This is a genomic window from Erythrobacter epiphyticus (assembly GCF_034653295.1).
Taxonomy (GTDB): Bacteria; Pseudomonadota; Alphaproteobacteria; order Sphingomonadales; family Sphingomonadaceae; genus Erythrobacter.
In genome coordinates this window covers 313,675-336,981 of sequence record NZ_JAYEEU010000009.1, presented here as the reverse complement: position 1 = coordinate 336,981, position 23,307 = coordinate 313,675, and the positions used below count along the sequence as shown (strand labels likewise).

General features: G+C 63.3%; 21 protein-coding genes and 1 tRNA gene. 16 read left to right on the top strand and 6 right to left on the bottom strand.

All coding sequences use genetic code 11. The features are described from left to right. Positions 1–9 precede the first annotated feature (9 nt). The 6 genes from gap (at position 10) to thiE (ending at position 4,923) form a co-directional block, all read left to right on the top strand. A complete protein-coding gene (gene gap / locus SOQ14_RS12515) occupies positions 10–1,017 on the top strand; it encodes a type I glyceraldehyde-3-phosphate dehydrogenase (RefSeq protein WP_322898452.1) in 1,008 nt (335 codons plus the stop codon). Positions 1,018–1,149: 132 nt separating this feature from the next. Further along, on the top strand, positions 1,150–2,349 hold the full coding sequence (locus SOQ14_RS12510) for a phosphoglycerate kinase (protein WP_322898451.1): 1,200 nt from the start codon (positions 1,150–1,152) through the stop codon (positions 2,347–2,349). A 1-nt stretch (position 2,350) separates the two neighbouring features. Continuing rightward, complete coding sequence (locus tag SOQ14_RS12505) at positions 2,351–2,776, top strand: nuclear transport factor 2 family protein (RefSeq protein WP_322898450.1); 426 nt, start codon at positions 2,351–2,353, stop codon at positions 2,774–2,776. After that, entirely contained in the window at positions 2,776–3,231 is a 456-nt protein-coding gene (locus SOQ14_RS12500; protein ID WP_322898449.1) for a PaaI family thioesterase, read from the top strand. The genes SOQ14_RS12505 and SOQ14_RS12500 overlap by 1 nt, the downstream gene beginning before the upstream one ends. A 135-nt stretch (positions 3,232–3,366) precedes the next feature. Then, positions 3,367–4,254 carry a fructose bisphosphate aldolase gene (locus tag SOQ14_RS12495; RefSeq protein WP_416232761.1) on the top strand — a complete coding sequence of 296 codons (888 nt, stop codon included), beginning with the start codon at positions 3,367–3,369 and terminating at the stop codon, positions 4,252–4,254. A gap of 27 nt (positions 4,255–4,281) precedes the next feature. Further along, positions 4,282–4,923, top strand: a complete 642-nt coding sequence (gene thiE, locus SOQ14_RS12490) for a thiamine phosphate synthase (RefSeq protein WP_322898573.1) — start codon at positions 4,282–4,284, stop codon at positions 4,921–4,923. Positions 4,924–5,048: 125 nt separating this feature from the next. Here the strand turns inward: thiE and SOQ14_RS12485 are convergent, their stop codons facing one another. Together SOQ14_RS12485 and SOQ14_RS12480 are read right to left on the bottom strand one after the other, a co-directional pair. Further along, positions 5,049–5,444 (bottom strand): VOC family protein, encoded by a 396-nt coding sequence (locus SOQ14_RS12485; protein WP_322898447.1) that lies wholly within the window; start codon positions 5,442–5,444, stop codon positions 5,049–5,051. A 166-nt stretch (positions 5,445–5,610) separates the two neighbouring features. Next, positions 5,611–6,033, bottom strand: coding sequence for an elongation factor P (locus SOQ14_RS12480; RefSeq protein WP_322898446.1), 423 nt, complete (start codon positions 6,031–6,033; stop codon positions 5,611–5,613). A gap of 210 nt (positions 6,034–6,243) precedes the next feature. Here SOQ14_RS12480 and efp point away from each other — a divergent pair, with 210 nt between their 5' ends. The 5 genes from efp (at position 6,244) to SOQ14_RS12455 (ending at position 11,227) form a co-directional block, all read left to right on the top strand. Continuing rightward, positions 6,244–6,807: an elongation factor P gene (efp, locus tag SOQ14_RS12475; RefSeq protein WP_322898445.1), complete on the top strand. Its 564-nt coding sequence runs from the start codon at positions 6,244–6,246 to the stop codon at positions 6,805–6,807. A gap of 9 nt (positions 6,808–6,816) precedes the next feature. Continuing rightward, complete coding sequence (locus SOQ14_RS12470) at positions 6,817–7,635, top strand: inositol monophosphatase family protein (protein WP_322898444.1); 819 nt, start codon at positions 6,817–6,819, stop codon at positions 7,633–7,635. A 77-nt stretch (positions 7,636–7,712) separates the two neighbouring features. Next, positions 7,713–7,797: transfer RNA gene (locus tag SOQ14_RS12465), tRNA-Leu, on the top strand. 94 nt (positions 7,798–7,891) lie between these two features. Further along, entirely contained in the window at positions 7,892–9,727 is a 1,836-nt protein-coding gene (locus SOQ14_RS12460) for an SLC13 family permease (protein WP_322898443.1), read from the top strand. Between the two features lie 171 nt (positions 9,728–9,898). Beyond that, positions 9,899–11,227, top strand: a complete 1,329-nt coding sequence (locus SOQ14_RS12455; RefSeq protein WP_322898442.1) for an amidohydrolase — start codon at positions 9,899–9,901, stop codon at positions 11,225–11,227. A gap of 159 nt (positions 11,228–11,386) precedes the next feature. Here the strand turns inward: SOQ14_RS12455 and SOQ14_RS12450 are convergent, their stop codons facing one another. Both SOQ14_RS12450 and SOQ14_RS12445 read right to left on the bottom strand, forming a co-directional pair. Then, a complete protein-coding gene (locus SOQ14_RS12450) occupies positions 11,387–11,572 on the bottom strand; it encodes a hypothetical protein (RefSeq protein WP_322898441.1) in 186 nt (61 codons plus the stop codon). 137 nt (positions 11,573–11,709) lie between these two features. Then, positions 11,710–13,308 carry an isocitrate lyase gene (locus tag SOQ14_RS12445; protein ID WP_322898440.1) on the bottom strand — a complete coding sequence of 533 codons (1,599 nt, stop codon included), beginning with the start codon at positions 13,306–13,308 and terminating at the stop codon, positions 11,710–11,712. A 166-nt stretch (positions 13,309–13,474) separates the two neighbouring features. On the opposite strand from SOQ14_RS12445, the gene SOQ14_RS12440 reads away from it, so the two are divergent. The 4 genes from SOQ14_RS12440 (at position 13,475) to SOQ14_RS12425 (ending at position 19,534) form a co-directional block, all read left to right on the top strand. Next, positions 13,475–14,827 (top strand): helix-turn-helix domain-containing protein, encoded by a 1,353-nt coding sequence (locus tag SOQ14_RS12440; protein WP_322898439.1) that lies wholly within the window; start codon positions 13,475–13,477, stop codon positions 14,825–14,827. A gap of 194 nt (positions 14,828–15,021) precedes the next feature. Continuing rightward, on the top strand, positions 15,022–17,127 hold the full coding sequence (gene prsK / locus SOQ14_RS12435; RefSeq protein WP_322898438.1) for an XrtA/PEP-CTERM system histidine kinase PrsK: 2,106 nt from the start codon (positions 15,022–15,024) through the stop codon (positions 17,125–17,127). After that, complete coding sequence (prsR, locus tag SOQ14_RS12430; protein ID WP_322898437.1) at positions 17,127–18,491, top strand: PEP-CTERM-box response regulator transcription factor; 1,365 nt, start codon at positions 17,127–17,129, stop codon at positions 18,489–18,491. The genes prsK and prsR overlap by 1 nt, the downstream gene beginning before the upstream one ends. 74 nt (positions 18,492–18,565) lie before the next feature. Then, positions 18,566–19,534, top strand: coding sequence for a bile acid:sodium symporter family protein (locus tag SOQ14_RS12425; RefSeq protein ID WP_322898436.1), 969 nt, complete (start codon positions 18,566–18,568; stop codon positions 19,532–19,534). Here SOQ14_RS12425 and SOQ14_RS12420 read toward each other — a convergent pair. After that, positions 19,506–20,585 carry a DUF475 domain-containing protein gene (locus SOQ14_RS12420; RefSeq protein ID WP_322898435.1) on the bottom strand — a complete coding sequence of 360 codons (1,080 nt, stop codon included), beginning with the start codon at positions 20,583–20,585 and terminating at the stop codon, positions 19,506–19,508. The two genes, SOQ14_RS12425 and SOQ14_RS12420, sit on opposite strands and share 29 nt — an antisense overlap. 37 nt (positions 20,586–20,622) lie before the next feature. Then, positions 20,623–21,495, bottom strand: coding sequence for a 3-methyl-2-oxobutanoate hydroxymethyltransferase (gene panB / locus SOQ14_RS12415; protein WP_322898434.1), 873 nt, complete (start codon positions 21,493–21,495; stop codon positions 20,623–20,625). A 137-nt stretch (positions 21,496–21,632) separates the two neighbouring features. On the opposite strand from panB, the gene SOQ14_RS12410 reads away from it, so the two are divergent. Continuing rightward, complete coding sequence (locus tag SOQ14_RS12410) at positions 21,633–23,201, top strand: amino acid permease (RefSeq protein ID WP_322898572.1); 1,569 nt, start codon at positions 21,633–21,635, stop codon at positions 23,199–23,201. Positions 23,202–23,307 lie beyond the last annotated feature (106 nt).

Genomic DNA, 23,307 nt, shown 5'->3' with positions numbered 1-23,307 from the left:
GTAGATATCATGGCCACGAAGGTTGCCATCAATGGGTTCGGCCGCATCGGACGGCTGGTTGCGCGCGCCATTCTTGAGCGCAGCGATCATGATTTCGAACTCGTCGCGATCAATGATCTGGCGGATGCCAAGTCGAATGCGCTGCTGTTCGCCTATGATTCCGTACATGGCCGTTTTGGCGGTGAGGTGAAGGCCGATGGCGATGCGATTATCGTCGATGGCAAGCGCATCGCTGTCACCAAGGAGCGCGATCCGGGCAAGCTGCCGCATGGCGAGATGGGCGTGGATATCGTGCTCGAATGCACCGGCTTCTTCCAGTCGGACGAAGCGAGCCGCCCGCATCTCGCCGCAGGCGCCAAGCGCGTGCTGATCTCGGCCCCGGCCACCGGCGTTTCCAAGACCATCGTCTATGGCGTGAACCACGACACGCTGACCGGCGATGATGTGATCATCTCGAACGCAAGCTGCACCACCAACTGCCTCGCGCCGGTTGCGAAGGTGCTGCACGAAACTGTCGGGATCGAGCGCGGCTTCATGACCACGATCCATTCCTACACCAATGACCAGCGCATGCTCGATCAGATCCATTCCGATCTGCGCCGTGCCCGTGCTGGTGCGCAGAACATGATCCCGACCACCACGGGCGCGGCCCGCGCGGTCGGCCTCGTGCTTCCTGAGCTCAAGGGCAAGCTCGATGGTTCGTCGGTGCGCGTGCCGACCCCGAACGTCTCGATGGTCGATCTGGTGTTCACGCCGTCGCGCGCGACCACGGCCGATGAAATCAACGCGGCTCTCAAGGCAGCGGCGGAAGGCTCGATGAAGGGCGTGCTCGACTACACCGACGAGCCGCTGGTTTCCTCGGATTTCAACCACTATCCGGCGAGCTCCACGGTGGACAGCCTCGAAACCGCCGTGCTCGAAGGGCAGCTGGTGCGTGTCGTCAGCTGGTATGACAATGAATGGGGCTTCTCCAACCGGATGATCGACACCGCCGGGGTGATGGCAAAGTTCCTCTGATCTCCTAGAGTAAGCCCGTTCGTGTCGAGCGATGTCGAAACACATCGCCACGAACGGGTCTCGACTGACGACGAAGTCGGCAGTTCACCCTGAGCCTGCCGAAGGGCTCGAACCGAACGGACAAGTTGGACCATGAGCTTCAAAACCCTCGATGATCTGCCGGTCAATCTCACCGGCAAGGTGGCGCTGGTGCGGGTCGATCTGAACCTGCCGATGAAGGATGGCTCGGCCACTGATCTCACCCGGGTCGAGGCGGTGAAGCCGACCATTCTGGAACTGGCGGACAAGGGTGCCAAGGTTCTGATGCTGGCGCATTTCGGGCGGCCCGGTGGCCAGCGCTCCTCCGTGCTTTCAACCAGCATGGTGGTGGGCGATGTCGAGGCGGTGCTCGGCCGTGAGGTGATGTTCATTCCCGAAATCGCGGGCCCGGTGGTCGAGAAGAGCCTCACGATCTTTGGCCCTGGCGATATTGGCCTGCTTGATAACACCCGCTTCTGGCCGGGCGAGGAAGCCAATGATCCTGCACTCGCCAAGGCCATCGCCGCGCATGGCGATTTCTACGTCAATGATGCCTTTTCCTGCGCGCACCGCGCCCACGCTTCGACAGAGGGGCTGACACACTACCTGCCGTCCTACGCCGGCCGTTCGATGGAAGCCGAGTTGAAGGCGCTTGATGCCGCGCTCGGCGCGCCGGAAATGCCGGTGGCCGCGGTGGTCGGCGGGGCCAAGGTTTCGACCAAGCTCGCCGTGCTCGAAAACCTGCTTGGCCGGGTGCAGCATCTCATCATCGGCGGCGGCATGGCCAACACCTTCCTCGCCGCGCGCGGGGTCAATGTCGGCAAGAGCCTGTGCGAACATGATCTGGCCGAAACCGCGGCGCGCATCATGGACGAGGCCGATGCCAAGGGCTGCACGATCCATCTGCCCTATGACGTGGTGGTGGCCAAGGAGTTTGCCGCCAATCCGCCGAGCTTGCGGGTCTGCAATGTCCACGAAGTGGCCGCGGACGAGATGATCCTTGATGTCGGCCCGCAAGCAACCGAGGCCCTCGCCGATGTGCTCAAGACCTGTCGCACGCTGGTGTGGAACGGGCCGCTTGGCGCCTTCGAAACCGAACCTTTCGACGCGGCGACCGTCGCGCTCGCGCGGACCGCGGCGGCTCTGACGCAGGAAGGCTCGCTTATCAGCGTCGCGGGCGGCGGGGATACCGTGGCCGCGCTGGCGCAGGCTGGTGTGAGCGCAGATTTCTCATATATTTCAACGGCGGGCGGCGCTTTTCTCGAATGGATGGAAGGCCGCATCCTGCCCGGCGTTGCTGCGCTCGAAGCCTGACATGGCTGATATCGCCGCCGATATCGAGGCGCTGGCGCTCACCGTGATGCGCAACTGGATCGCGGGCGATGCCAAGGCGATCAAGAAGCTGCTGCACCGCGATTTCGTGATGATGGTCGGCACGCTGCCGCCGCAATTGCTCGACCGGCCAAGCTTTGTGGCAAGTATCGAGCGCGGCTTTGTCTGCACCCGCTTTGCCTTTCATGAACTCTTTGTCCGCCAGCACGGCAAGGCGGCGTGGTTTGTCGCCGGGGCAGAGCTGGAATTCCGGCTCGGCGGCAAGGTGTGGGATGGGCGTTTCCTTGTCACTGATCTGTGGCGCTGCGGGACGCTCGGCGGGTGGAAACTGGCGGAGCGCAGCCTTGCCCGCCTCGATGAAGGCGAGCGTCTGCCCGGCGCGGTCAAAGCCTTGCAGTTGTGGACATGATGATGAGCGAAGCAGTCGAAACCAGTTACGGTGCCCTCAAGGTGATCGACACCGGCGAATTTGCCGGCTGGCGCTATTGGGAGGGCGATCCGTTCGAGACCCGCTCCGGCCCGTTCTTCTACCGCCGCGAGGCGGATGGCTCTTATGTCAGCGCCTTCCGCGCCGAGCCCCGCCACATGAATGGCGGCGGGTTCATGCATGGCGGCTGCTTGCTGACCTTTGCGGATTTCGCGCTCTTCGCGATCGCGACGGATGCCTTGAACGGCGATCACGCGGTCACGCTCAATCTTTCGGGCGATTTTCTCGGCTCGGTGCAATCAGGGGCGCTGGTCGAGGCGCGCGGCGAGGTGACGCGCGGCGGGGGCAAGACGATCTTCGTGCGTGGGTTGGTCACCGGCGATGGCGCGCCCGCGCTCAGTTTTACCGGCATCATCCGGCGGCTCGCCAAGCGCTGATCCGTTGCACCGCCACTGTGCAGTTGCAGCATGCTTAGGGCTTGGCTAAGGCGCCCCGGTGAAAGCGCTGCATAGGTATGCAGAACTTGGCCAACCGCGACATTCCGCGACCAATCGCAAAACGGGGACTTGGGTATGAACAGGCAGCAGATGATCGAATGCATCACGACCGGGCAGGGCTTCATTGCCGCGCTGGATCAGTCGGGCGGTTCGACTCCCAAGGCGCTGCGCGGCTATGGCGTGGACGATCACGAATGGTCGGGTGATGAGGAGATGTTCGCCCAGATTCACGCGATGCGTGCCCGTGTGATCACTGCGCCCAGCTTTGCCAGTGGCAAGGTGATCGGCGCGATCCTGTTCGAAAAGACGATGGACGGTGAAGTGGATGGCAAGCCGACCGCCGAGGCGCTCAAGGCGCGCGGCGTGGTGCCTTTCATCAAGGTGGACGAAGGCCTCGCCGACGACGCTGATGGCGTCCAGCTGATGAAGCCGATGGTGAAGCTCGCTGCTTTGCTCGAAAAGTCCGTCGCGACGGGCATGTTCGGCACCAAGATGCGCTCGGTCATCAAGGCGGCCAATCCCGCGGGGATCGCTGCGATTGTGGCCCAGCAATTCGAAGTCGCGTCGCAGATCCTTGATGCGGGCCTCGTCCCGATGATCGAGCCCGAATATGACATCACCGCCGAAGACCGTGCGGCGGGTGAGGATATCCTGCTCGCCGAAATCATGAAGCACCTTGATGCCCTGCCCGAGGGCCGTGAAGTGATGCTCAAGCTGTCGATCCCGATGAAGCCCGGCCTCTACAACCCGGCGATTGTCCATCCGCGCGTGCTGCGCGTCGTGGCGCTGTCGGGCGGGTTCTCGACCGACGAGGCGTGTGCGCGTCTGGCCCAGAACCCCGGCATGATCGCAAGCTTCAGCCGCGGCCTGTTGCAGGACCTGCGCAAAGGCCAGACCGATGCGGAATTCGATGCGGTGCTTGGCAAGGCGATTGATCAGATCGCAGCCGCCAGCATGGCCTGATTTGCAGGATTAATGATCTTGAGCCCTATGCCCCCGACCCAGCTTTACCTGATTTCACCGCTTGATGTGGGCGGCGATTTTCCGGCGCGTCTCGAACGCGCGCTCGCGGCGGGGGGCAAGGGGCAGGACGCGTTGATTGCCGCCTTCCAGTTCCGGGTCAAAGGTGTTGACCAGCACGCGGCAGCCGCACTTGCCGCGCCGCTTCAGGCGATCTGCGCCGCTCATGATGTGGCTTTTATCGTCAATGATTCGGTGGCGCTGGCCAAGCGGCTCAAAGCCGATGGCGTGCATCTCGGTCAGGAAGATGGCTCACCCAAAGAGGCGCGCGAAGTCTTGGGCCGCGAGGCGCAGATCGGTGTGACGTGCCATGCCAGCCGTCACATGGCGATGGAAGCGGGTGAGGCCGGGGCGGATTATGTCGCTTTTGGTGCCTTCTTCCCTTCGACCACGAAGGACAAGGGGCCTGATGCCGAGGTTCCCGAGCCCGAAATCCTGCAATGGTGGGCGAGCCTGTTTGAAATACCCTGCGTCGCCATTGGCGGGATCACGCCAGAGAACTGCGCGCCGCTGGTTGCGGCTGGGGCGGATTTTCTCGCGGTATCCGGCGCGGTGTGGGGCGGGGATGAAGTCGCCGCGATTGAAGCCTTCAGGAAGGTGATGCGCCCCTGAAGGCTTTGCCTTGCGGGCGCCGTGTTATCCTGATCGAAAATCGGGAAAGGCTTGGGAAGCGGCAAGTCCGCTCCCCAAGGCCCAATCATTCCGGTTGTGCGGGCCGATCGCAGCCCGCGCGGCGCTTATCCGGGAATGTGGATCGCGCAGAGCTTGTTGCCATCCGGATCGCGCACATAGGCGAGGTGGATTTCACCCATCGCCGATTCCCGCGGACCGGGCCGGTCTTCGATCGAGGTACCACCATGGTCCACCGCGATATCATGGAACTGCTGGACTTGCTCGGGCGAGTTGCATGAAAATGCCACGGTGCTGCCGTTCGATACGGTTGCCGGTTCATCATTAATCGGTTGGGTGACAATGAAGTTGGTGCCGCCTTCATTGCGGTAGAACAGGCGGGTGTGCCCGCTGCCGGCGATATTGATCAGGGGTTCGTCCACGCCCAGAACGCCAAGGACTGCATTGTAGAACTGTCTTGAACGCTCAATGTCATTTGAGCCGACCATGGTGTGAAACAGCAATTTCTCTCTCCGTGTGGTTGCCGGAACACTTGTGAGGGCGGCCGGGGGGGGTAAAGCAAGAGGCGATTGGGTTGAGCCGGAAATGGCCCCTGTAAGAGTGCCGGCTATGTTTGACGCCTTGTTGTTTCGCGGCTCGCGGCCAAAGCGGATGCCGCGGGCCGTCCGCTCAGTCCACGCCGCCCAGCCGGGTGCAGATCAATCGGCCAAGCGTGTTGTCCTTTTCCAGCGCTTGCAGTGTGTTGGCGCCAAGGCGGCGGAAGCGCTGATCCTTCTTCGGCCCGCGGGTGAACACCAAGGTCGTGCCATGCATCAGGTAAACCCCGCTACCCGCCTCGGTCTCGTAGCTTGATCCGGCGCCGATGCGGAAGCTTTCGGCGGGCTGTTCGACAAAGGCATCACCGGCGGCATCACCGGGCAAGGCGCATTGATAGAACCCGTGCTGCATGGTGCCGAGCATGTCGCCCACCACCGCATCACGGCCCGGCTGCGGGCGCGCGGCGGTGCGATCCTGCCCCGCCGCAACCGAAGGCACGGTCATGGCAAGGCTGGCAGCACACAGGGCAAGCAGGGCGGGGTGGTGAGGCTTCATGTTCGGCCCTCCCTAGCACTGCACGGCCGGTAACGCCAAGCCGCTGCGCAACGTCCCCGGATGAGGTTCGGGCGGTTTCCGTCACGATCATGGCCATGCTTGCCGAGCGGGGCGCTATCGGCTATCGGCGCCCATCATTTGCAGGCGCACGCCCTTGCGGCAGCGCGCCAATCTCGCTCTTTTCACCCGGTAAAGAAGGCCCACAGCCCCATGAAGATCAGCGGCGTCGATATTCGCCCCGGCAATATCCTTGAGTATGAAGGCGGCATCTGGAAAGTTGCCAAGATCCAGCACACCCAGCCGGGCAAGGGCGGGGCCTACATGCAGGTCGAGATGAAGAACCTCATCGATGGCCGCAAGACCAACGTGCGCTTCCGCAGCGCTGATACCGTCGAGCGCGTGCGCCTCGATACCAAGGACTTCCAGTTCCTTTATGCCGAAGGCGATGATCTCGTCTTCATGGACAACGACACCTACGAGCAGATCACGCTGCCGGGCGATCTGCTCGGCGATGCCCGCCCATTCCTTCAGGATGGGATGCAGGTCGCGCTCGAATTGTGGGACGAAAAGCCGATCAGCGTTGAACTGCCCGCGCAGGTCGAAGCCACCATCGTCGAAGCCGATGCCGTGGTGAAGGGCCAGACCGCCTCGTCGAGCTACAAGCCTGCGATCCTCGATAACGGCGTGCGCATCATGGTGCCGCCGCATATCGGCAGCGGCACGCGCATCATCGTTGATGTCTACGAGCAGGCCTATATCGGCAAGGCCGGCTGAGGACATATCATGGCAGCTATTTCCGGCCTCATCCGCGTGATGGAGCGCGCCGCGCGCAAAGCGGGCGCGCGCCTGCGGCGTGACTTTGGCGAAGTCGAACACTTGCAGGTGAGCCGCAAGGGGCCAGCCGATTTCGTCAGCAAGGCCGATATGCGTTCCGAACGCACGCTCTATGACGAATTGCTCGCTGCGCGCCCGGGCTGGGGCTTTGTCATGGAAGAAGCCGGAGTGATCGAAGGTGATCCCGGCATGCCGCGCTGGATCGTCGACCCGCTCGATGGCACCAGCAACTTCCTCCACGGCATTCCGCATTTCGCGATCTCGATTGCTGCGCAGGAACCCAAGCCTGATGGCTCGGGCTGGGGCGATGTGGTGGCAGGGGTCGTCTATCAGCCGATCACCGATCAGACCTTCTGGGCGGAAAAATCGCGCGGTGCCTGGCTGCATGATGCGCGCCTGCGCGTCTCGGCGCGCTCGCGTCTCACGGATGCGCTGGTGGCGACCGGCGTGCCGTTCTTCGGGCATGGTGATTTTGCCGAGTGGACGCGCATCTTCGGCGCAATCGGCCCGGAAGTGGCCGGGATCCGCCGCTTCGGCGCGGCCTCGCTCGATCTGGCCTATGTGGCGCAAGGGCGCTTCGATGGCTTCTGGGAAAGCGGCCTCAGCGACTGGGATACCGCAGCGGGCTGCCTGCTGGTGCGCGAGGCCGGCGGCTTCGTGTCCGATTTTCGCGGCCGCAGCGCGCCGATTCATTCCGCGCAAGTGCTGGCGGCCAATGATGCGCTCCATTCCAAGCTGCACAAGCTGCTGGCCGGGGCTTTGCGCTGAGATGATCATGCGGGCTGCGGTGGTGCTTGCCAGCACCGTCGCTGCTCGCTAACAGGCGGCCCGCTGGTCTTGCCTGTGCCCCTGTGGTGGAATTGGTAGACGCGCTCGACTCAAAATCGAGTTCCTAACGGAGTGCCCGTTCGAGTCGGGCCAGGGGCACCACCAGCATCGCGGGCAAGCCACGCTTCACCCCAGGCTTTTGCAAAAGTTCCTTGTAATTCCCGCCCGGCTTTGGGAAGCCTCGGGAACAGGGATTATGTTAGAGAACCCATCTTATCATGCCATCGCCGCCATGGCGGTGACGGTTGCCATGTTCATCGCCTTTGCGCGGGGGCGGGCTTCGGTCGAGATCATCTCGCTTATCACCATCGCGGTGATTGCCGTCGGGCTGTATTTTTTTCCGTTGGAGGGCGCCAAGCCCACTGATGGCCTCACGCTGGCTTTCAGTGGCTTTGGCCATCAGGCGCTGATCACGATCTGTGCGCTGATGATCATGGGACGCGGTCTGGTGGTGACAGGGGCGCTTGAGCCCTTTGCGCGCGTGCTCGAACGGGTGTTTCGCGCCAGTGCGCGGTTGGGCCTGCTCTTTGCCATCCTGATCGCATTTTCCCTCTCGATGTTTGTCAACGACACGCCGGTCATGGTGCTGCTCATTCCCATTCTGGTGGCGCTGGCGAGCAAGGGCGTGATTGCCTCGTCGAAAACGCTGATGCCGGTCAACGCGGCGGTGCTGATCGGAGGCATGGCGACAACCATTGGCACGTCGACCAATATTCTTGTGGTCAGCATTGCCGCGGATCTGGGCCTGCGTGAAATCCGCGTTTTCCAATTTACTCCGATCGTGCTGATCGCCGGGATTATCGCGCTGCCCTATCTGTGGCTGGTGATGCCGCGTCTGGTGCGCGACAATTCGGTGGTGGGCGATGAGGTGCGTCGCCTGTTCCACACCTATCTCCGGGTCGGAGCCAATTCGGTGTTGGCGGGTGCGGAGCTGGCCGCAGTGCAAGGCAAGCTGCCCAAGGGCATCACCTTTCATGACATCCCGCAAGGTGCGCTCCAGCCGCAGCAACGCTTGCATATTTCGGGCAGTCATGAAGCACTGGAGGAAGCGACCCGCGTGCTCAAGGGCGAGCTGGCGCCAAGCTGGGTGATGGATCGTATCCGCCGCCTTTCGGCCACGCAGGGCGAGGATATCGTCGCCGTCGAAATGACCGTGACCGCTGATTCAAGGCTGGTGTCACGCACGCTCGCCAGTTCCGGGATTGCCGATCTCTACAGCGTCGCGGTGCTCGGTATCCATCGCCCCGATCGCTTGCTGGGTGAACGCGATGCTTACAGCGAAGCGGGCGATCTGCGGATCCACGAAGGCGATGTGCTGCTGGTGACCGGGCTCGAAGAGGACCTTGCCAATTTCGCGCGCAACGATGGCTTGCTGCGTCTTGAAGGGGCGCGCGAATTGCCGCGCCGGTCGAAGGCGGCTTTGGCAGGGGCGATCATGGTCGGGGCGATTGCCACGGCCTCGATCGGGCTGCCGTGGTTCGGGCCTGATGGCTTCTCTCCGCTCAAACTGCCCATCGCGATCTCGGCGCTGGCGGGCGCGATTGCGATGTTCATGACGGGCTGCGTCAAGTTTGATCGGGTCGGGCGGGCCCTTTCGGCCAAGGTGATTGTCCTGATTGCTGCCAGCATTGCCATCGGGCGGGTAATTGATGCGAGCGGCGCGGCGCAATGGCTGGGGCAGGTGCTCTCGCTCGGGCTGGTCTATCTGCCACCTGCGCTGATCCTGTCGGCGATCATGCTGTTCGTCGCCTTTGTCACCAATTTTGCCTCCAACGCCTCGGCGGCGACCATCGGGACGCCCATCGGGTTCAGCATTGCCAGCCAGCTCGGCCTGCCGCCCGAACCCCTGGTGCTGGCGGTGCTGTTTGGCTGCAACCTGTGCTATGCCACGCCGATTGCCTACCAGACCAACATGCTGATCATGTCGGAAGGCGGCTATGAATTCGGCGATTATGTGCGCGCCGGCCTGCCGTTGGTCGGGCTGATGGCGCTTTCGCTCTCGGTGCTGCTGGCGATCTGGTACGGGCTTTGAGGAGGCCATGTGTTTCCTAATCACGCAGCGCTCGGCTATGCTGGCAGCAACAGACACCTGTTACCGGATTTGTGCGGCAGCGCGGCAGATGTGTTCGGGAAGTCAGGTTTTTGGCGTTAGGACAGTGTCTCAAGTGTCTCAATTTTAAGCTTTCGAGAGGGGAATCTGAACATGACGAGGCAAGCAATCCGGGCGGGCGCAAGTGCGCTGGCGCTGCTGGCGGCAGTTCCGGCAAGCGCGGATGATCTGCGCGCCGAGGTAACGGCGGCGATGCCCGCGTTGGTTGAGCTTTATCAGGATCTCCACGCCAACCCTGAATTGAGTTTCGAGGAATTCGAAACCGCGAAAAAGCTCGCCGCGCGCGCCCGCGCGCTGGGTTTTGAAGTCACTGAAGGTGTCGGCAAGACCGGGGTTGTCGCGGTGATGCAGAACGGCCCCGGCCCGGTTGTCATGTTGCGGGCGGATATGGATGGCCTCCCGGTGATCGAGCAGACCGGGCTGCCCTATGCATCCAAGCGCCGCGCCACGCCGGCAAGCGGGGTTGAAACCGGGGTGATGCACGCCTGCGGGCACGATACCCACATGACAGCATGGGTCGGCGCGGCTGAATTGCTGGCGGCGAAGAAAGATCAATGGTCGGGCACGCTGGTGATGATCCTCCAGCCCGCTGAGGAAATCGGCGAGGGCGCGCTCGCGATGATCAAGGACGGGCTCTACACCCGCTTTCCCAAGCCCGACTATGTGCTCGCCTTCCACGATGCCGCGCAGTTTCCGGCAGGACAGATCGGCTATTCCAAGGGCTTCGCGCTCGCCAATGTCGATTCGGTCGACATCGTGGTGCCGGGGGTGGGCGGGCATGGCGCCTATCCGCACACCACCAAGGACCCGATCGTCATTGCCTCGAGCATCGTGACGCGCCTGCAAACGCTGGTGTCGCGCGAGCTGAACCCGCTTGATTCTGCGGTGGTGACGGTTGGCAGCTTCCAGGCCGGGGCCAAGCACAACATCATCCCCGATGAGGCGCGCTTGCAGATCACGGTGCGATCCTATGCTGATGAGACGCGTGACCATCTGCTCAAAGGGATTGCCCGGATCGCCAAGGCCGAAGCGATGGCTGCCGGCATGCCCGAAGACAAGCTGCCGCGGGTGACAGTGCAGGAGCCCTATACCCCGGCCACCTTCAACACGGTGGATTTCACCGAGCAGGTGATGGCGCGGCTCAAGACCCGGTTCGAAGGCCGGGTGATGGAAACCCCGGCGGTGATGGGCGGCGAGGATTTCAGCCAGTTCCGCCGCGCCGATCCCGATAATGTCAAAACGCTGATCTTCTGGGTTGGCGGCGTGCCGCAGGACAAGTGGGAGCGTGCGCAAAAGGGCGAATTGGCCTTGCCTTCGCTCCACTCGCCATTCTGGGCACCCGATGCGCCGACGGTGATCGCCACCGCAACCGAAGCGCTGGTCGCCTCGACGCTGGATCTGATGCCGAAACAGGGCGGGTGATTTGCACCGCCTCGAAGGAGCGGTTGCGAGGCACAGCCGCAGGCTGAACCGGTAGGGTAACCCGAACGATTACGGCCGCCGGAGCGCCTCTTGCAGAAGCTCCCCGACGGCCGTTTCTCCTCCCCAGGAGAACTGTGAAACAGGTGTTGGCGCTTGGCCTTACTCGCTCGACGGGACGTAAGTCCCGAGCCGGTGGTGCAGTGCATTGATCTTGGCGAGTTCCTCGCGGTCCTCGGTGTTGCGGGCGTGGCTTTCCAGCGCACGGCGCAGCAGTTTCATATCAGCGGTCGAAAGCAGCGCGCGGGCGCGGGCCGGTTCGCGGCTGGCGGTGTCGGTATCGCTCATCATCACTCTCCTTGGGTGCTCGTGCCCAAGTCCTTAGTCGGTTCGATGACTTCCCGAAAGGCTGCGCAGGCTGCCTTCCGGGAATGTCACCAACTGTGTCGTTCAGGCTGCCTCAAACGGGTTCCCCGAGGCGGCCGTCAGGCTGCCTCAAACTGGTTCATCGTGTTGTGCACACCGCCCGCCTTGAGCGCGGCTTCCCCGGCGAAGTATTCCTTGTGATCATCGCCGATGTCCGAACCAGACATGTTCTGGTGCTTCACACAAGCGATGCCCTGACGGATTTCCTGCCGCTGCACGTTCTTGACGTAACCCAGCATCGCCTGCTCGCCGAAATACTCGCGTGCGAGGTTGTCGGTGCTGAGCGCCGCGGTGTGATAGGTCGGCAGCGTGATGAGGTGGTGGAAAATCCCGGCCCGCGCAGCGGCGTCGCGCTGGAAGGTGCGGATCTTTTCGTCAGCCTCGTCAGACAGCGGCGTGCCGTCATAGTCGACGCTCATCAGGCGGCTGCGATCATAGGCCGACACATCCTTGCCCGCCGCTTCCCATGCATCAAACACCTGCTGGCGGAAGTTCAGCGTCCAGTTGAAGCTGGGCGAGTTGTTGTAGACGAGCTTGGCGTTCGGCACGACTTCGCGGATGCGATCAACCATGCCCGCGATCTGTTCGACATGGGGCTTTTCGGTTTCGATCCAGAGTAGATCGGCACCATTCTGGAGCGAGGTGATGCAATCGAGGACGACACGATCTTCACCCGTTCCGGCGCGGAACTGGTAGAGGTTCGAAGGCAGGCGCTTGGGCGCCAGCAGCTTGCCGTCGCGGCTGATGAAGACCTGACCATTGGTGATGTTGGCCGGATCGACTTCGTCGCAATCGAGGAAGCTGTTGTACTGATCGCCGAGATCGCCGGGCTCCTTCGAGAAGGCGATCTGCTTGGTGAGGCCAGCGCCGAGCGAGTCGGTGCGGGCGACGATGATGCCGTCTTCCACGCCCATTTCGAGGAAGGCATGGCGGCAGGCGCGGATCTTCTGGAGGAAGTCCTCGTGCGGCACGGTGACCTTGCCGTCCTGATGGCCGCACTGCTTTTCGTCCGAGACCTGGTTTTCGATCTGGAGCGCACAGGCACCGGCTTCGATCATCTTCTTGGCGAGGAGGTAGGTCGCTTCGGCATTGCCGAAACCGGCGTCGATATCAGCGATGATCGGAACCACATGGGTTTCGTAATTGTCGATCGCGTTCTCGAGGCGCTTGGCTTCGACCGCGTCACCCGCCTTGCGCGCATCGTCGAGCGCGCGGAACATCATGCCGAGTTCGCGGGCATCGGCCTGCTTGAGGAAGGTGTAGAGCTCTTCGATCAGCGCCGGGACCGAAGTCTTCTCGTGCATCGACTGATCGGGCAGGGGGCCGAATTCGCTGCGCAGTGCGGCAACCATCCAGCCCGAGAGGTAGAGGTAACGCTGCTTGGTGGTGCCGAAATGCTTCTTGATCGCGATCAGCTTTTGCTGCGCGATGAAGCCATGCCAGCAGCCGAGCGACTGGGTGTACTTGGCGGGGTCAGCATCATAGGCGGCCATGTCGGCGCGCATGATCCCGGCGGTGTACTTGGCGATGTCGAGCCCGGTCTTGAAACGGTTCTGGATGGCCATGCGCGCCGCGCTTTCAGGATCGATGGCAGCCCAGCTCGGCCCATTGCCTGCGATGACTTGGCGCATCTGCGCGATCGTGTTCTGGTAGGTCATGGTCAGTTCCCTTTTCCGTCCTGGGGAGTCGGCCGCAGCCGGTGCTGGCTGTTCCTTGCCGTGTTGCAGTGCAGCGTGACAGGAAAAATTACAGAAAATCGTGTGGCTATGCAGACAATTTCGCCCAGACTTGTGTGAAGAAGTAAATTTATTTACAAGCTGTGGGATGGTCGAAGCATCTCTTCTCGCAGGCCCCGCCCTGCGCCGCCTGCGCAAGCGCGAGGGTCTGACCCAAGCCAATATGGCCGCGATCCTCGGCATCTCGCCATCCTATCTCAACCTGATCGAACGCAACCAGCGCCCGCTGTCCGCCCGCGTTCTGGTGCAGGTGATCGAGCGTTTCGATTTCGACCCGCGCAGCTTGCGCGAAGACGATGCGATCGGCGGGCTCGATGGGCTCGTGCGGCGCATGGCCGACAAGCGCTTCGCCGATCTCGGGATCGATCGCGAGGAAGTGCAGGAACTGCTCGCCGCCGCCCCGCAAGCGGCTGCGGCCTTTGCCCGGCTCTATGACCAACTGGGCGCAGGGCACACGCACCATGCGCAGATCGCCGCCGATGATCCCGAGGCCGCGGCCCGCCGCGCCATCGAGCGGTGGCAGAACCACTTTGCCGATCTCGATCATGCGGCGGAGGATCTGGCGGATGAATTGCGCCTGTCGCGCGGGGAAATCAGCGCCGCACTGGGGGAACGGCTGCGTGAAAAGCACCAGCTTTCGGTGCGCATCCTGCCCGCCGAAGTCATGCCGGGGCAAGTCCACCGGCTTGATCTTCACGCACGCCAATTGCAGCTTTCGGAAATGCTGCCCGGTGCAGCCCGCCGGTTCCAGATCGCGCGGCAGGTCGGTGCACTCGAACAGCGCGAAGCGATTGAAACCCTTGTGGCCGGAGCCAACCTCGCCTCCAGCGAGGCTCGCAATGTGATGCGTGAGCATATCACGGATTACGTCGCGGGCGCGCTGCTGATGCCTTATCGCCGGTTTCTGCGGGCCTGCGAGCAGACGGGCTATGATCTCGCCGTGCTGCAACGCCGCTTTGCCGTGAGCCTCGATCAGGTGGCGCAGCGGCTCACCACCTTGGGCCGGGTGGGCGAGAGGGGACTTCCGTTCTTCACCGCGACGATTGATCGCGCCGGGCGGATGATCGGTTTCACCGCAGGCGGCAGCGGTGCGGCCTATCCGCTGGATGGCGCGCGCTGGCCGGCGTGGGTGCCCTTTGCGACCTTTGAACGGCCGGGCACGGTGCTGACGCAGGCGGTGACCTTCAGCGAAGGCGAGGGCGCGCCGCGCCACTGGTTCACGATTGCCCGCAGTGTCGATGGCGATGGGGTGATGTGTTCGGCGCGGCGGGCGGTGGTGCTGGGGATCGAGGCGCGCTTTGCCCGTGATCTCGCCCATGCGCGCGGCATATCGCTCGATCCGCTGGATGCGGTGCCCTTGGGCGCCCCCTGTCCGCGGTGCGGGCGCGCCGAATGTCTGACGCCCGCGACCCCGCGTTTGGCGAGCGGGCTGGGGGCCTGATCGCTTGGCCGGGCGCATTGTAAAATTTACCGACACTTAAGCTCTGATGGGTAGGAACGGGGAGCGCCTGTCCACCCATGTGAGTTCGCCGTGTTCATGCCTTGCCTTCGCCCGCATCCTGCACCCGACGCCGTAGCGCGCAGCCGGCGCTGCGTATGCTTGGGACGGGCCCGGCGCAGCGCGGAGCGCGCGCGATGAGTTTCGGCCCCGGTCTGGAGCCCGCGATCCTGTATTTCGGGCATGTCGCGGGCGCCGTGCTAGCGGCGGCGGCCGGGCTTTGGTCAGCGCAATTTGGTGATCGCCAGCGGCCCGATCGCCTGCCGCTGCTGTTCGTCTTCGCCATCACCACGGCGTGGTGTATCGTGGTGGCGGCCTATGGCGCGGCTGCGCCGGGGGCCGAACTGGTCAGCAGTCTGCGCAATCTCGCCTTGCTGTGGCTGATTGAGCGCCTTTTCGCCGCCGATGGCCGAACTCGCAGCCTACGCCCGGTGCGTCCGTTGGTGATCGTGCTGCTCGGGGTTGAGCTGGTGCATATGGCTGCGGTGCTGCTGGTCGCGCTCAACGCTCGCAGCCTGACGGCTGCGGAGGCCTTCAGCCCCGCGCTGACCGGCATGGTGCACATGGTTACGGCGATTGGTGCGCTGTTGCTGCTGCACAATCTCTACGCCGGGGCATCGCCCGCCTCGCACCGCCTGCTGCGCTGGAGCGTGGGCGCGCTGGCGGCGCTCTATGCCTATGATCTCAACCTTTATGCGATTGCCTATCTGGGCAGCGCCGAGCCGGGCCTGCTGCTCGCTTTGCGCGGGTTGATGTCGGGTTTGGCGGCGATTGCGCTGGCGATCGGTGCCAATGCAGCAACCGCCCAGCTTGAGTTGCGCCCGTCGCGCACGGTGACGTTCCACACGCTCTCCCTGCTGGTGATCGGGGCCTATCTCGCCGCAATGATCCTCGTGACCAAGCTGCTGGCGCTGATTGGCGGCGATATGGTCCGCGTCAGCCAGATCAGCTTTCTGGTGCTCGCCAGCCTCGTTGCGATTGTCTGGCTGCCCTCGCGGCGGTTTCGTGCCTGGGCCAAGGTCAAGCTGGCCAAGCATCTCTTCCAGCACCGCTATGATTATCGCGAGGAATGGCTGCGATTGAACCGGACGATTGGCTGTGCCCCCAATGCCGGCGGCGAAAGCCTCGCAGCGCGGGCAGTCCGCGCGCTCGCCGATCTCACCGAAAGCCCCGCCGGGCTGCTGCTGGTGCCCAATGAACAGGCCGAGCTCGAACTGACAGCGCGCTGGAACTGGGCCACACTTGACGTCCCGGCGGTGGCGGCAGACCACCTGCTGTCCGGTGTGATCGAGCAGCACGGGCACATCATCGCGCTCGATGAAGTGCGCCATGGGATCGATTATCATGGCGAGCTGACGCACGTGCCGGATTGGCTGCGCGCCGCCGATGATGCCTGGGCAATGGTGCCGCTGATCCACTTCGAACGGCTGGTCGGTGTGATCGTGCTCGCCCGCCCGCATATTGAACGCCAGCTTGATTGGGAGGACGTCGATCTGCTCAAGGTCGTCGGCCAGCAGCTTGCCAGCTATCTCGCCGAACAGGCGGGGCAGGAAGCGCTGATGGAAGCGAACCGCTTTGACGAGTTCAACCGGCGCATGGCCTTTGTCATGCACGACATCAAGAACCTCGCCAGCCAGCTTTCGCTGCTCGCCTCCAACGCCGAGCGCCACGCCGAGAACCCGGCTTTCCGGGCCGATATGCTGGTGACCTTGCGCAATTCCTCGGACAAGCTGGCGAGCCTGCTCGCGCGTCTTGGCCGCTATGCCCAAGGGCCGGTGCAGCAACCGGTGGCGCTCGATCTGACCGCGCTGGCGCGGCGGCTCGCCGAGCGGTTCCGCGCGGTGCATCCCGTGACCGTCGCACGCGAAGCGCCCTTGTGGGTGATGGCCGATGCCGAGGCGCTCGAACAGGCGTTGGTGCATCTGGTGCAGAACGCGATTGATGCCAGCGAGGCAAAGGCGCCGGTGTTTCTTGATGTGACGGGCGATGGTCTGTCCGGCCAGATCGAGGTGATTGATTCCGGCTGCGGCATGTCGCCCGAATTCGTCCGCAATGCGCTGTTCAAGCCCTTTGTCTCGTCCAAATCCGGCGGGTTCGGGATTGGCGCTTACGAAGCGCGCGACATGATCCGGGCCATGGGCGGCCGGGTGATGGTCGAATCGCGCGAAGGCGTGGGCACCCGTTTTGCGGTGATCCTCCCCGTACCCGTTGCCCGCACATCCGATAACGCCGAGGTGGCATGATGGCTGACAAGAAACCCAAGCTGCTGATCGTCGAGGATGATCCCGGCCTGCAGGCCCAGCTCAAATGGGCCTATGATGATTTTGAGGTGGTGATCGCGGGGGACCGTGACAGCGCGCTCACCGCGTTGCGGGCCGAGGCCCCGCAGGTGGTAACGCTTGATCTCGGCCTGCCGCCTGATCCCGATGGCACCACCGAAGGCTTTGCGGTGCTTGATGCGATCATGGCGCTCAAGCCCGATACCAAGGTGATTGTCGCTAGCGGTCACGGCGCGCGCCAGAGCGCGTTGCAGGCGATCGAGCGCGGCGCCTATGATTTCTACCAGAAGCCGCTCGATATTGATGCGCTGGGCCTGATCGTGCGCCGCGCGCTGGCCCTGCACGAGATTGAGAAAGAAAACCGCCGTCTCGTGGCGAGCGCGAGTGCTGACAAGACGGTGCTTGGCCGGATGATCACCGCCGCGCCCGAGATGATCAAGGTAGCTCGCACCATCGAACGCGTGGCCAAGACCAGCGTCTCGGTCATGCTGCTGGGGGCAAGCGGGACGGGCAAGGAATTGCTCGCGCGCGGGCTGCACGATGTCAGCGACCGCGCCCATGGGCCATTCGTGGCGATCAATTGCGCGGCAATCCCTGAAAATCTGCTCGAAAGCGAGCTGTTCGGCCATGAAAAGGGCGCCTTTACCGGCGCGGTGAAAACCACCGAGGGCAAGATAGAAAGCGCGCATGGCGGCACGCTGTTTCTGGATGAGGTCGGCGATATTCCGCTGCCCCTTCAGGTCAAGCTGCTGCGCTTCCTTCAGGAACGCACCATCGAGAGGATCGGTGGGCGGCGCGCGATTGCGGTCAACACCCGGATCGTGTGCGCCACCCATCAGGATCTGGAACGGATGATCGCGGCTGGCACCTTCCGCGAAGATCTGTTCTACCGGCTGGCCGAGATCGTGGTGCGGATTCCCGGCCTTGCTGATCGGCCCGGTGATGCCGTGCTGCTTGCGAAAGCGTTTCTCAAACGCTTTGCCCGCGAAATGAACCCGTCGGTCACCGGCTTTGCCGCCGATGCGCTGGCGGCGATTGATGGCCATGATTGGCCGGGCAATGTGCGCGAGCTCGAAAACCGCGTGAAGCGCGCGGTCATCATGGCGGATGGCAAGCTGATCAGTGCCGAGGATCTCGATTTCGGCAGCGGTGACGAAGCCAGCGCCGATGTGCTCAATCTCAAGGCGGCGCGCGAGGCCGCCGATCGCCGGGTGATCCGCCACGCATTGGCGCGCAGCGAAGGCAATATCTCGAGCACGGCCAAGCTGCTCGGGATCAGCCGCCCGACGCTTTATGATCTGCTCCGCCAGTATGATCTGCAAGCCTAGGGGTTAGGCCTGCCGGCGGGCTTCGCTTGGCAAGGCTCGACAAAGCGTCGGGGCGCGGGCAAGGGCGCTCGGCCATGATGCTGCGCCGCCTTTCGATCTTTGCCGATCCGATGATCCTGACCCTGTTGGTGGCGCTGTCTGTCGCGGCGGTGCAGCCGGTAGCCGGGCATTCGGCGCAGATGGCGCGCGAGGTGTCGAATATCGGTATTTTCGTGCTGTTCCTGCTCAATGGCATGCGCATTCCGCGCCGCGAGATTGCGCGCGGCCTTGCCAATTGGCGCTATGTCCTGCCGCTGACCGTGTGGGTGTTTGGTGCGATGGCGCTCTTGGGGCTCGCGTTCCAATGGCTCGCTGCGGGCTGGCTTCCGCCGCTGGTGGCGCTCGGGTTTCTTTATCTCGGCGTCCTGCCATCCACCGTGCAATCGGCAACCTCCTACACCACGCTGGCAGGCGGCAATATCGCGCTGGCGGTGATCGGTGCAGCCTTGCTCAACATCATCGGTGTGATGGTGAGCGCGCCGCTATTCGCCCTGCTGGGCGGCGGTGCGGCAGCCGAGATCGGCCATGATGTGATCCTGCGCATCGGGCTGATCCTCGTCCTGCCTTTTGCCATCGGGCAGGCGGTGCAGGGCTGGACCGCGGAATGGATCAACGCGCGCAAGGCGCGGATCGTGTGGCTCGATCGCTTTGTGATCGGATTGTCCGTCTATGTCGCGGCATCGGGCGCGATGGCACAAGGGCTGATCGGCATGTTTGCACCAACCGACTGGGCCGTGCTGCTTGCACTGGTGCTGGCGCTGCTGGCGGCCGCCAGCTGGGGCGCGTGGGCGATTGGCGCGCCGCTCGGCCTGCCACGGGCAGACCGGATCGCCTTCCTGTTTGGCGGTTCGCAGAAAAGCATCGCGATTGGCGCGCCGCTTGCCGCCATCTTGTTTGCGTCCGATGTCGCCGGCTTCGTGATCGCCCCGCTGCTGGTGTATCACCTCGCGCAGCTGGTGCTGGCCGCGCCGCTCGCTACGCGCTTGGCGGAAGGCCCGCGTTAAGCGCTGCGCGCTTTTCCGCCCGGTTGTGGCGGATCGACCAGAACAGCGACAGCCCGATCAGTGTCGCGCCGATCAGTCCGGTGAAGGTTTCGGGGATGTGATAGCGCGCCGAGATCAGCATGATCGCGCCCAGCACGATGATCGCCCAGAATGCGCCATGTTCGAGATAGCGATATTCCGCGAGCGTCCCGGCCTTGACGAGGTGGACCGTCATCGAACGCACGAACATCGCGCCGACCGACAGGCCGATGGCAATCACGATCATGTTGTTCGACAAAGCAAAGGCGCCGATCACGCCATCAAAGCTGAAGCTTGCATCGAGCACTTCGAGATAGAGGAACCCGCCAAGGCCCGAACGCACGATCGCGCCGCTCGCCTTCTTGGCCGCCTCGCGCTGTTCGATGATCGCGCCGAGCGCATTGACGCCGATATAGGTCACAAGCCCGAGGACACCGGCTGTGAGGAAGGTAAGGGCATCATCCGGGCTCAGCATGGTGGAGACGCCATAGATCAGGGCCAGCACCATCCCGATCTCCACCGCGGGCACGGTGGAGAAGCGGTTGATCGTCTCCTCGACCACCGCAATCCAGTGCACCTCCTTGTCGGAATCGAAGAAGAAGCTGAGGCCAACCATCGCGAGGAAGGCGCCGCCGAACCCGGCGATCCCGATATGGGCGCTGGAGACGATGCGTTCATATTCATCCGGCTGCCCGAGCGAGAGTTGGATCGCTTCCCAAGGCCCGATCTGCGCTGCGATCGAAACAATCGCGATGGGAAAGACAATCCGCATCCCGAACACCGCGATCAGAATCCCGATGGTGAGGAAGCGCTGCTGCCACACCGGGTCCATTTCGCGCAGCACCGTCGCGTTGACGACCGCATTATCGAAGCTCAGCGAAATCTCGAGGATCGAGAGCACGAACACGATCCACAGGATCGAGGCGGTTGCCCCGATATTGCCGGTGCTCATCCAGCCGTAATAGCCCGCCAGAGCAAGCGAGGCCGCGGTAAAGGCGAGCGAGAAAGTGTAGAAGCGCAGCAAGGTCTGCATGGAAGGGCCGCTTTCGGGCTGGAGAGTGGATGAGATATCAGTCTTTGGGCTGATAGGTCTGTTCGGAGCCGGGAAAGGCGCGGCTGCGCACTTCTTCGGCATAGCGCGCGACTGTGCGATCGATCACGCCGGCAATATCTTCATAGCGTTTGACGAAGCGCGGCACCCGTTCGAACATGCCGAGCATGTCTTCGGTCACGAGCACCTGCCCATCGCAGCGCGCCGAGGCGCCAATGCCGATGGTCGGACAGGCAACCGCCTCGGTGGCGGCAATCGCAATCGGCTCCATTACGCCTTCAATGACGATGGCGAAGGCCCCGGCGGCGTCGAGCGCCTTGGCATCGCCGATGATCTTTTCCGCCTCGGCATCCGAGCGGCCGCGCGCGCCATAGCCGCCCAGCATGTTCACTGCCTGCGGGGTCAGCCCGACATGGCCCATCACCGGAATGCCACGCTCGCTCAGAAAGGCGACTGTGGGCGCCATCGCCGCCCCGCCTTCGAGCTTGACTGCGGCAGCGCCGGTTTGCTTGAGCAGGAAGGCAGCGCTTTCAAAGGCCTGTTCGGGTGAGCTTTCATAGCTGCCGAACGGCATGTCGATCACAACGACAGCGTGATAGGAACCGCGCACCACGGCGGCGCCGTGATTGGCCATCATCTCAAGCGTGACGGGAACGGTGGAAGGCAGGCCATAGATCACCTGCCCGAGCGAATCCCCCACCAGCAGCAGATCGCAATGCGCATCCAGCAACTGCGCCTGCCGCGCGGTGTAGGCCGTGAGCATCACCAGCGGTTCGGCGGTCGTGCCAGCCACTTTGCGCGCGCGAATTTTCGGCACGGTCAGCCGCCGCATCGGCTGCGGGGTGGGGTTGGCACGGCTGGTGCTGGTGTCGAGCTGGAAGGTGGTGGACATGGCGCGCCGCTTTAGCCGCTGCGCGCAGCGGGGGAAAGCCCTGTGATTTCGGCTTGTGTTGAACTTTTGTTGCGCTAGCGTCTTTCGCACAATGACAGTGCGCCGGGTGGGTGCGCGCTGGTGGGAGTTCATGATTGATGTTTCTCGATCGGATCAAGCCGCTGGATGCCATTCTGGCAACGGCGGAGAAGAAATCGCTCAAACGTTCGCTGGGTGCTCTGCAACTCATGCTGTTCGGGATCGGCTGCATTATCGGCACCGGCATTTTCGTGCTGACCGCGGCAGGTGCGCAGAAGGCAGGGCCGGGGCTGATGCTGGCCTTCGCGATTGCAGGCGCGATCTGCGTTGTTGCTGCGCTCTGCTACGCGGAAATCGCCTCCACCATCCCGGTTTCGGGGTCGGCCTATACCTACACCTACGCGACCATGGGCGAATTTCTCGCCTGGACAGTCGGCTGGGCGCTGGTGCTGGAATATGCGATCGCGGCCAGCGCCGTGTCGGTCGGCTGGTCAGGCTATTTTACCGGAACCATCCTTAACGAGACCTTCGGCATTTTCCTGCCTGCCTGGCTATCAGCGGGGCCGCTCGCGCTTGGGGGAGCGGAAGGCGGTTTCATCAATCTGCCCGCGCTGGTGATCGCGCTGCTTGTGACCTGGCTGCTCATGATCGGCACCAGCGAGAGCGCAACGGTCAATGCCGTGCTCGTGGCGATCAAGGTGACAGCGCTGATGGTGTTCATCGCGCTCACCCTGCCGCAGGTTGATCCCGACAAGTTCAATCCGTTTCTCCCGGCCGGCGTTTTCGGGGGCTGGGGTAGCGGCGTGGGCGCGGTGGGCGCAGCGGCGACGATCTTCTTTGCCTATGTCGGGTTCGACGCGGTTTCGACCGCAGCCGAGGAAACCAAGAACCCGCAGCGGAACGTGCCGATCGGGCTGGTCGGCTCGCTGCTGTTCTGCACCTTGTTTTACATTCTCGTGGCGGCCGGTGCGATCGGCACGATCGGAGGTCAGCCGATCATGGGGCCGAACGGGATTCCTTTCCCGGCAGGCTCGGAGGAATTGGCACGGCAATGCGCGATGCCGGAATATGCCGGCGCGCTGGTCTGTTCGGGTGAGGCGCTGGCGCATGTGCTGCGCCAGATCGGCTATTCCGGGATCGGTAACGCGCTGGGCTACGCCGCCTTCCTCGCGCTGCCTTCGGTGATCCTGGTGCTGCTGTTCGCGCAGACCCGCATCTTCTTTGTGATGAGCCGCGATGGTCTCTTGCCCGAAGTGCTCAGCAAGGTGCATCCCAAGTGGCAGACCCCGCATGTGGTGACTTTGGGAACGGGCATGGTGGTGGCGGTGGCCGCGGCCTTCCTGCCCGTGGGCAAGCTGGCTGATATTGCCAATGCTGGCACGCTTTACGCCTTTGCGCTGGTGGCGGTTGCGGTGATGGTGCTGCGGCGTCAGCGGCCCGATGTGAAGCGCCCGTTCCGGGTGCAGGGGCTGTGGTTTGTCGGCCCGGCGACGATTGCAGGCTGTATCTTCCTGTTTCTCAATCTGCCATCCGAAGCAATGATTGTGCTGCCGGCATGGACGGCCATCGGCGTGGTGATCTACTTCCTGTATGGGCGTGGTCGTAGCCATCTCGGGCGCGGGATTGTCGAAGTGGTCGATGATATCGGCGGCAGGGAAAGCATGGTGCCGATCGACGAGGATAAGTGAGAACTGATCTTTATCGTAAGGTATGCGAAGGGGCCGTCCACAAGGGCGGCCCTTTTTGCATGGCAGGGAGATTGCCAGAACGACGAATAGAACATAATAAGAACAT

Bases quoted from the DNA above. Each gene is read 5' to 3' on its own strand.
- SOQ14_RS12450 (WP_322898441.1), bottom strand. From the start codon at position 11,572: ATGAGCGATACCGACACCGCCAGCCGCGAACCGGCCCGCGCCCGCGCG.
- thiE (WP_322898573.1), top strand. From the start codon at position 4,282: ATGCCCCCGACCCAGCTTTACCTGATTTCACCGCTTGATGTGGGCGGC.
- prsR (WP_322898437.1), top strand. From the start codon at position 17,127: ATGGCTGACAAGAAACCCAAGCTGCTGATCGTCGAGGATGATCCCGGC.
- SOQ14_RS12410 (WP_322898572.1), top strand. From the start codon at position 21,633: ATGTTTCTCGATCGGATCAAGCCGCTGGATGCCATTCTGGCAACGGCG.
- prsK (WP_322898438.1), top strand. From the start codon at position 15,022: ATGAGTTTCGGCCCCGGTCTGGAGCCCGCGATCCTGTATTTCGGGCAT.
- SOQ14_RS12420 (WP_322898435.1), bottom strand. From the start codon at position 20,585: ATGCAGACCTTGCTGCGCTTCTACACTTTCTCGCTCGCCTTTACCGCG.
- efp (WP_322898445.1), top strand. From the start codon at position 6,244: ATGAAGATCAGCGGCGTCGATATTCGCCCCGGCAATATCCTTGAGTAT.
- SOQ14_RS12470 (WP_322898444.1), top strand. From the start codon at position 6,817: ATGGCAGCTATTTCCGGCCTCATCCGCGTGATGGAGCGCGCCGCGCGC.
- SOQ14_RS12445 (WP_322898440.1), bottom strand. From the start codon at position 13,308: ATGACCTACCAGAACACGATCGCGCAGATGCGCCAAGTCATCGCAGGC.
- SOQ14_RS12460 (WP_322898443.1), top strand. From the start codon at position 7,892: ATGTTAGAGAACCCATCTTATCATGCCATCGCCGCCATGGCGGTGACG.
- SOQ14_RS12440 (WP_322898439.1), top strand. From the start codon at position 13,475: ATGGTCGAAGCATCTCTTCTCGCAGGCCCCGCCCTGCGCCGCCTGCGC.
- SOQ14_RS12505 (WP_322898450.1), top strand. From the start codon at position 2,351: ATGGCTGATATCGCCGCCGATATCGAGGCGCTGGCGCTCACCGTGATG.
- SOQ14_RS12510 (WP_322898451.1), top strand. From the start codon at position 1,150: ATGAGCTTCAAAACCCTCGATGATCTGCCGGTCAATCTCACCGGCAAG.
- panB (WP_322898434.1), bottom strand. From the start codon at position 21,495: ATGTCCACCACCTTCCAGCTCGACACCAGCACCAGCCGTGCCAACCCC.
- SOQ14_RS12500 (WP_322898449.1), top strand. From the start codon at position 2,776: ATGATGAGCGAAGCAGTCGAAACCAGTTACGGTGCCCTCAAGGTGATC.
- SOQ14_RS12495 (WP_416232761.1), top strand. From the start codon at position 3,367: ATGAACAGGCAGCAGATGATCGAATGCATCACGACCGGGCAGGGCTTC.
- SOQ14_RS12425 (WP_322898436.1), top strand. From the start codon at position 18,566: ATGATGCTGCGCCGCCTTTCGATCTTTGCCGATCCGATGATCCTGACC.
- SOQ14_RS12480 (WP_322898446.1), bottom strand. From the start codon at position 6,033: ATGAAGCCTCACCACCCCGCCCTGCTTGCCCTGTGTGCTGCCAGCCTT.
- SOQ14_RS12455 (WP_322898442.1), top strand. From the start codon at position 9,899: ATGACGAGGCAAGCAATCCGGGCGGGCGCAAGTGCGCTGGCGCTGCTG.
- gap (WP_322898452.1), top strand. From the start codon at position 10: ATGGCCACGAAGGTTGCCATCAATGGGTTCGGCCGCATCGGACGGCTG.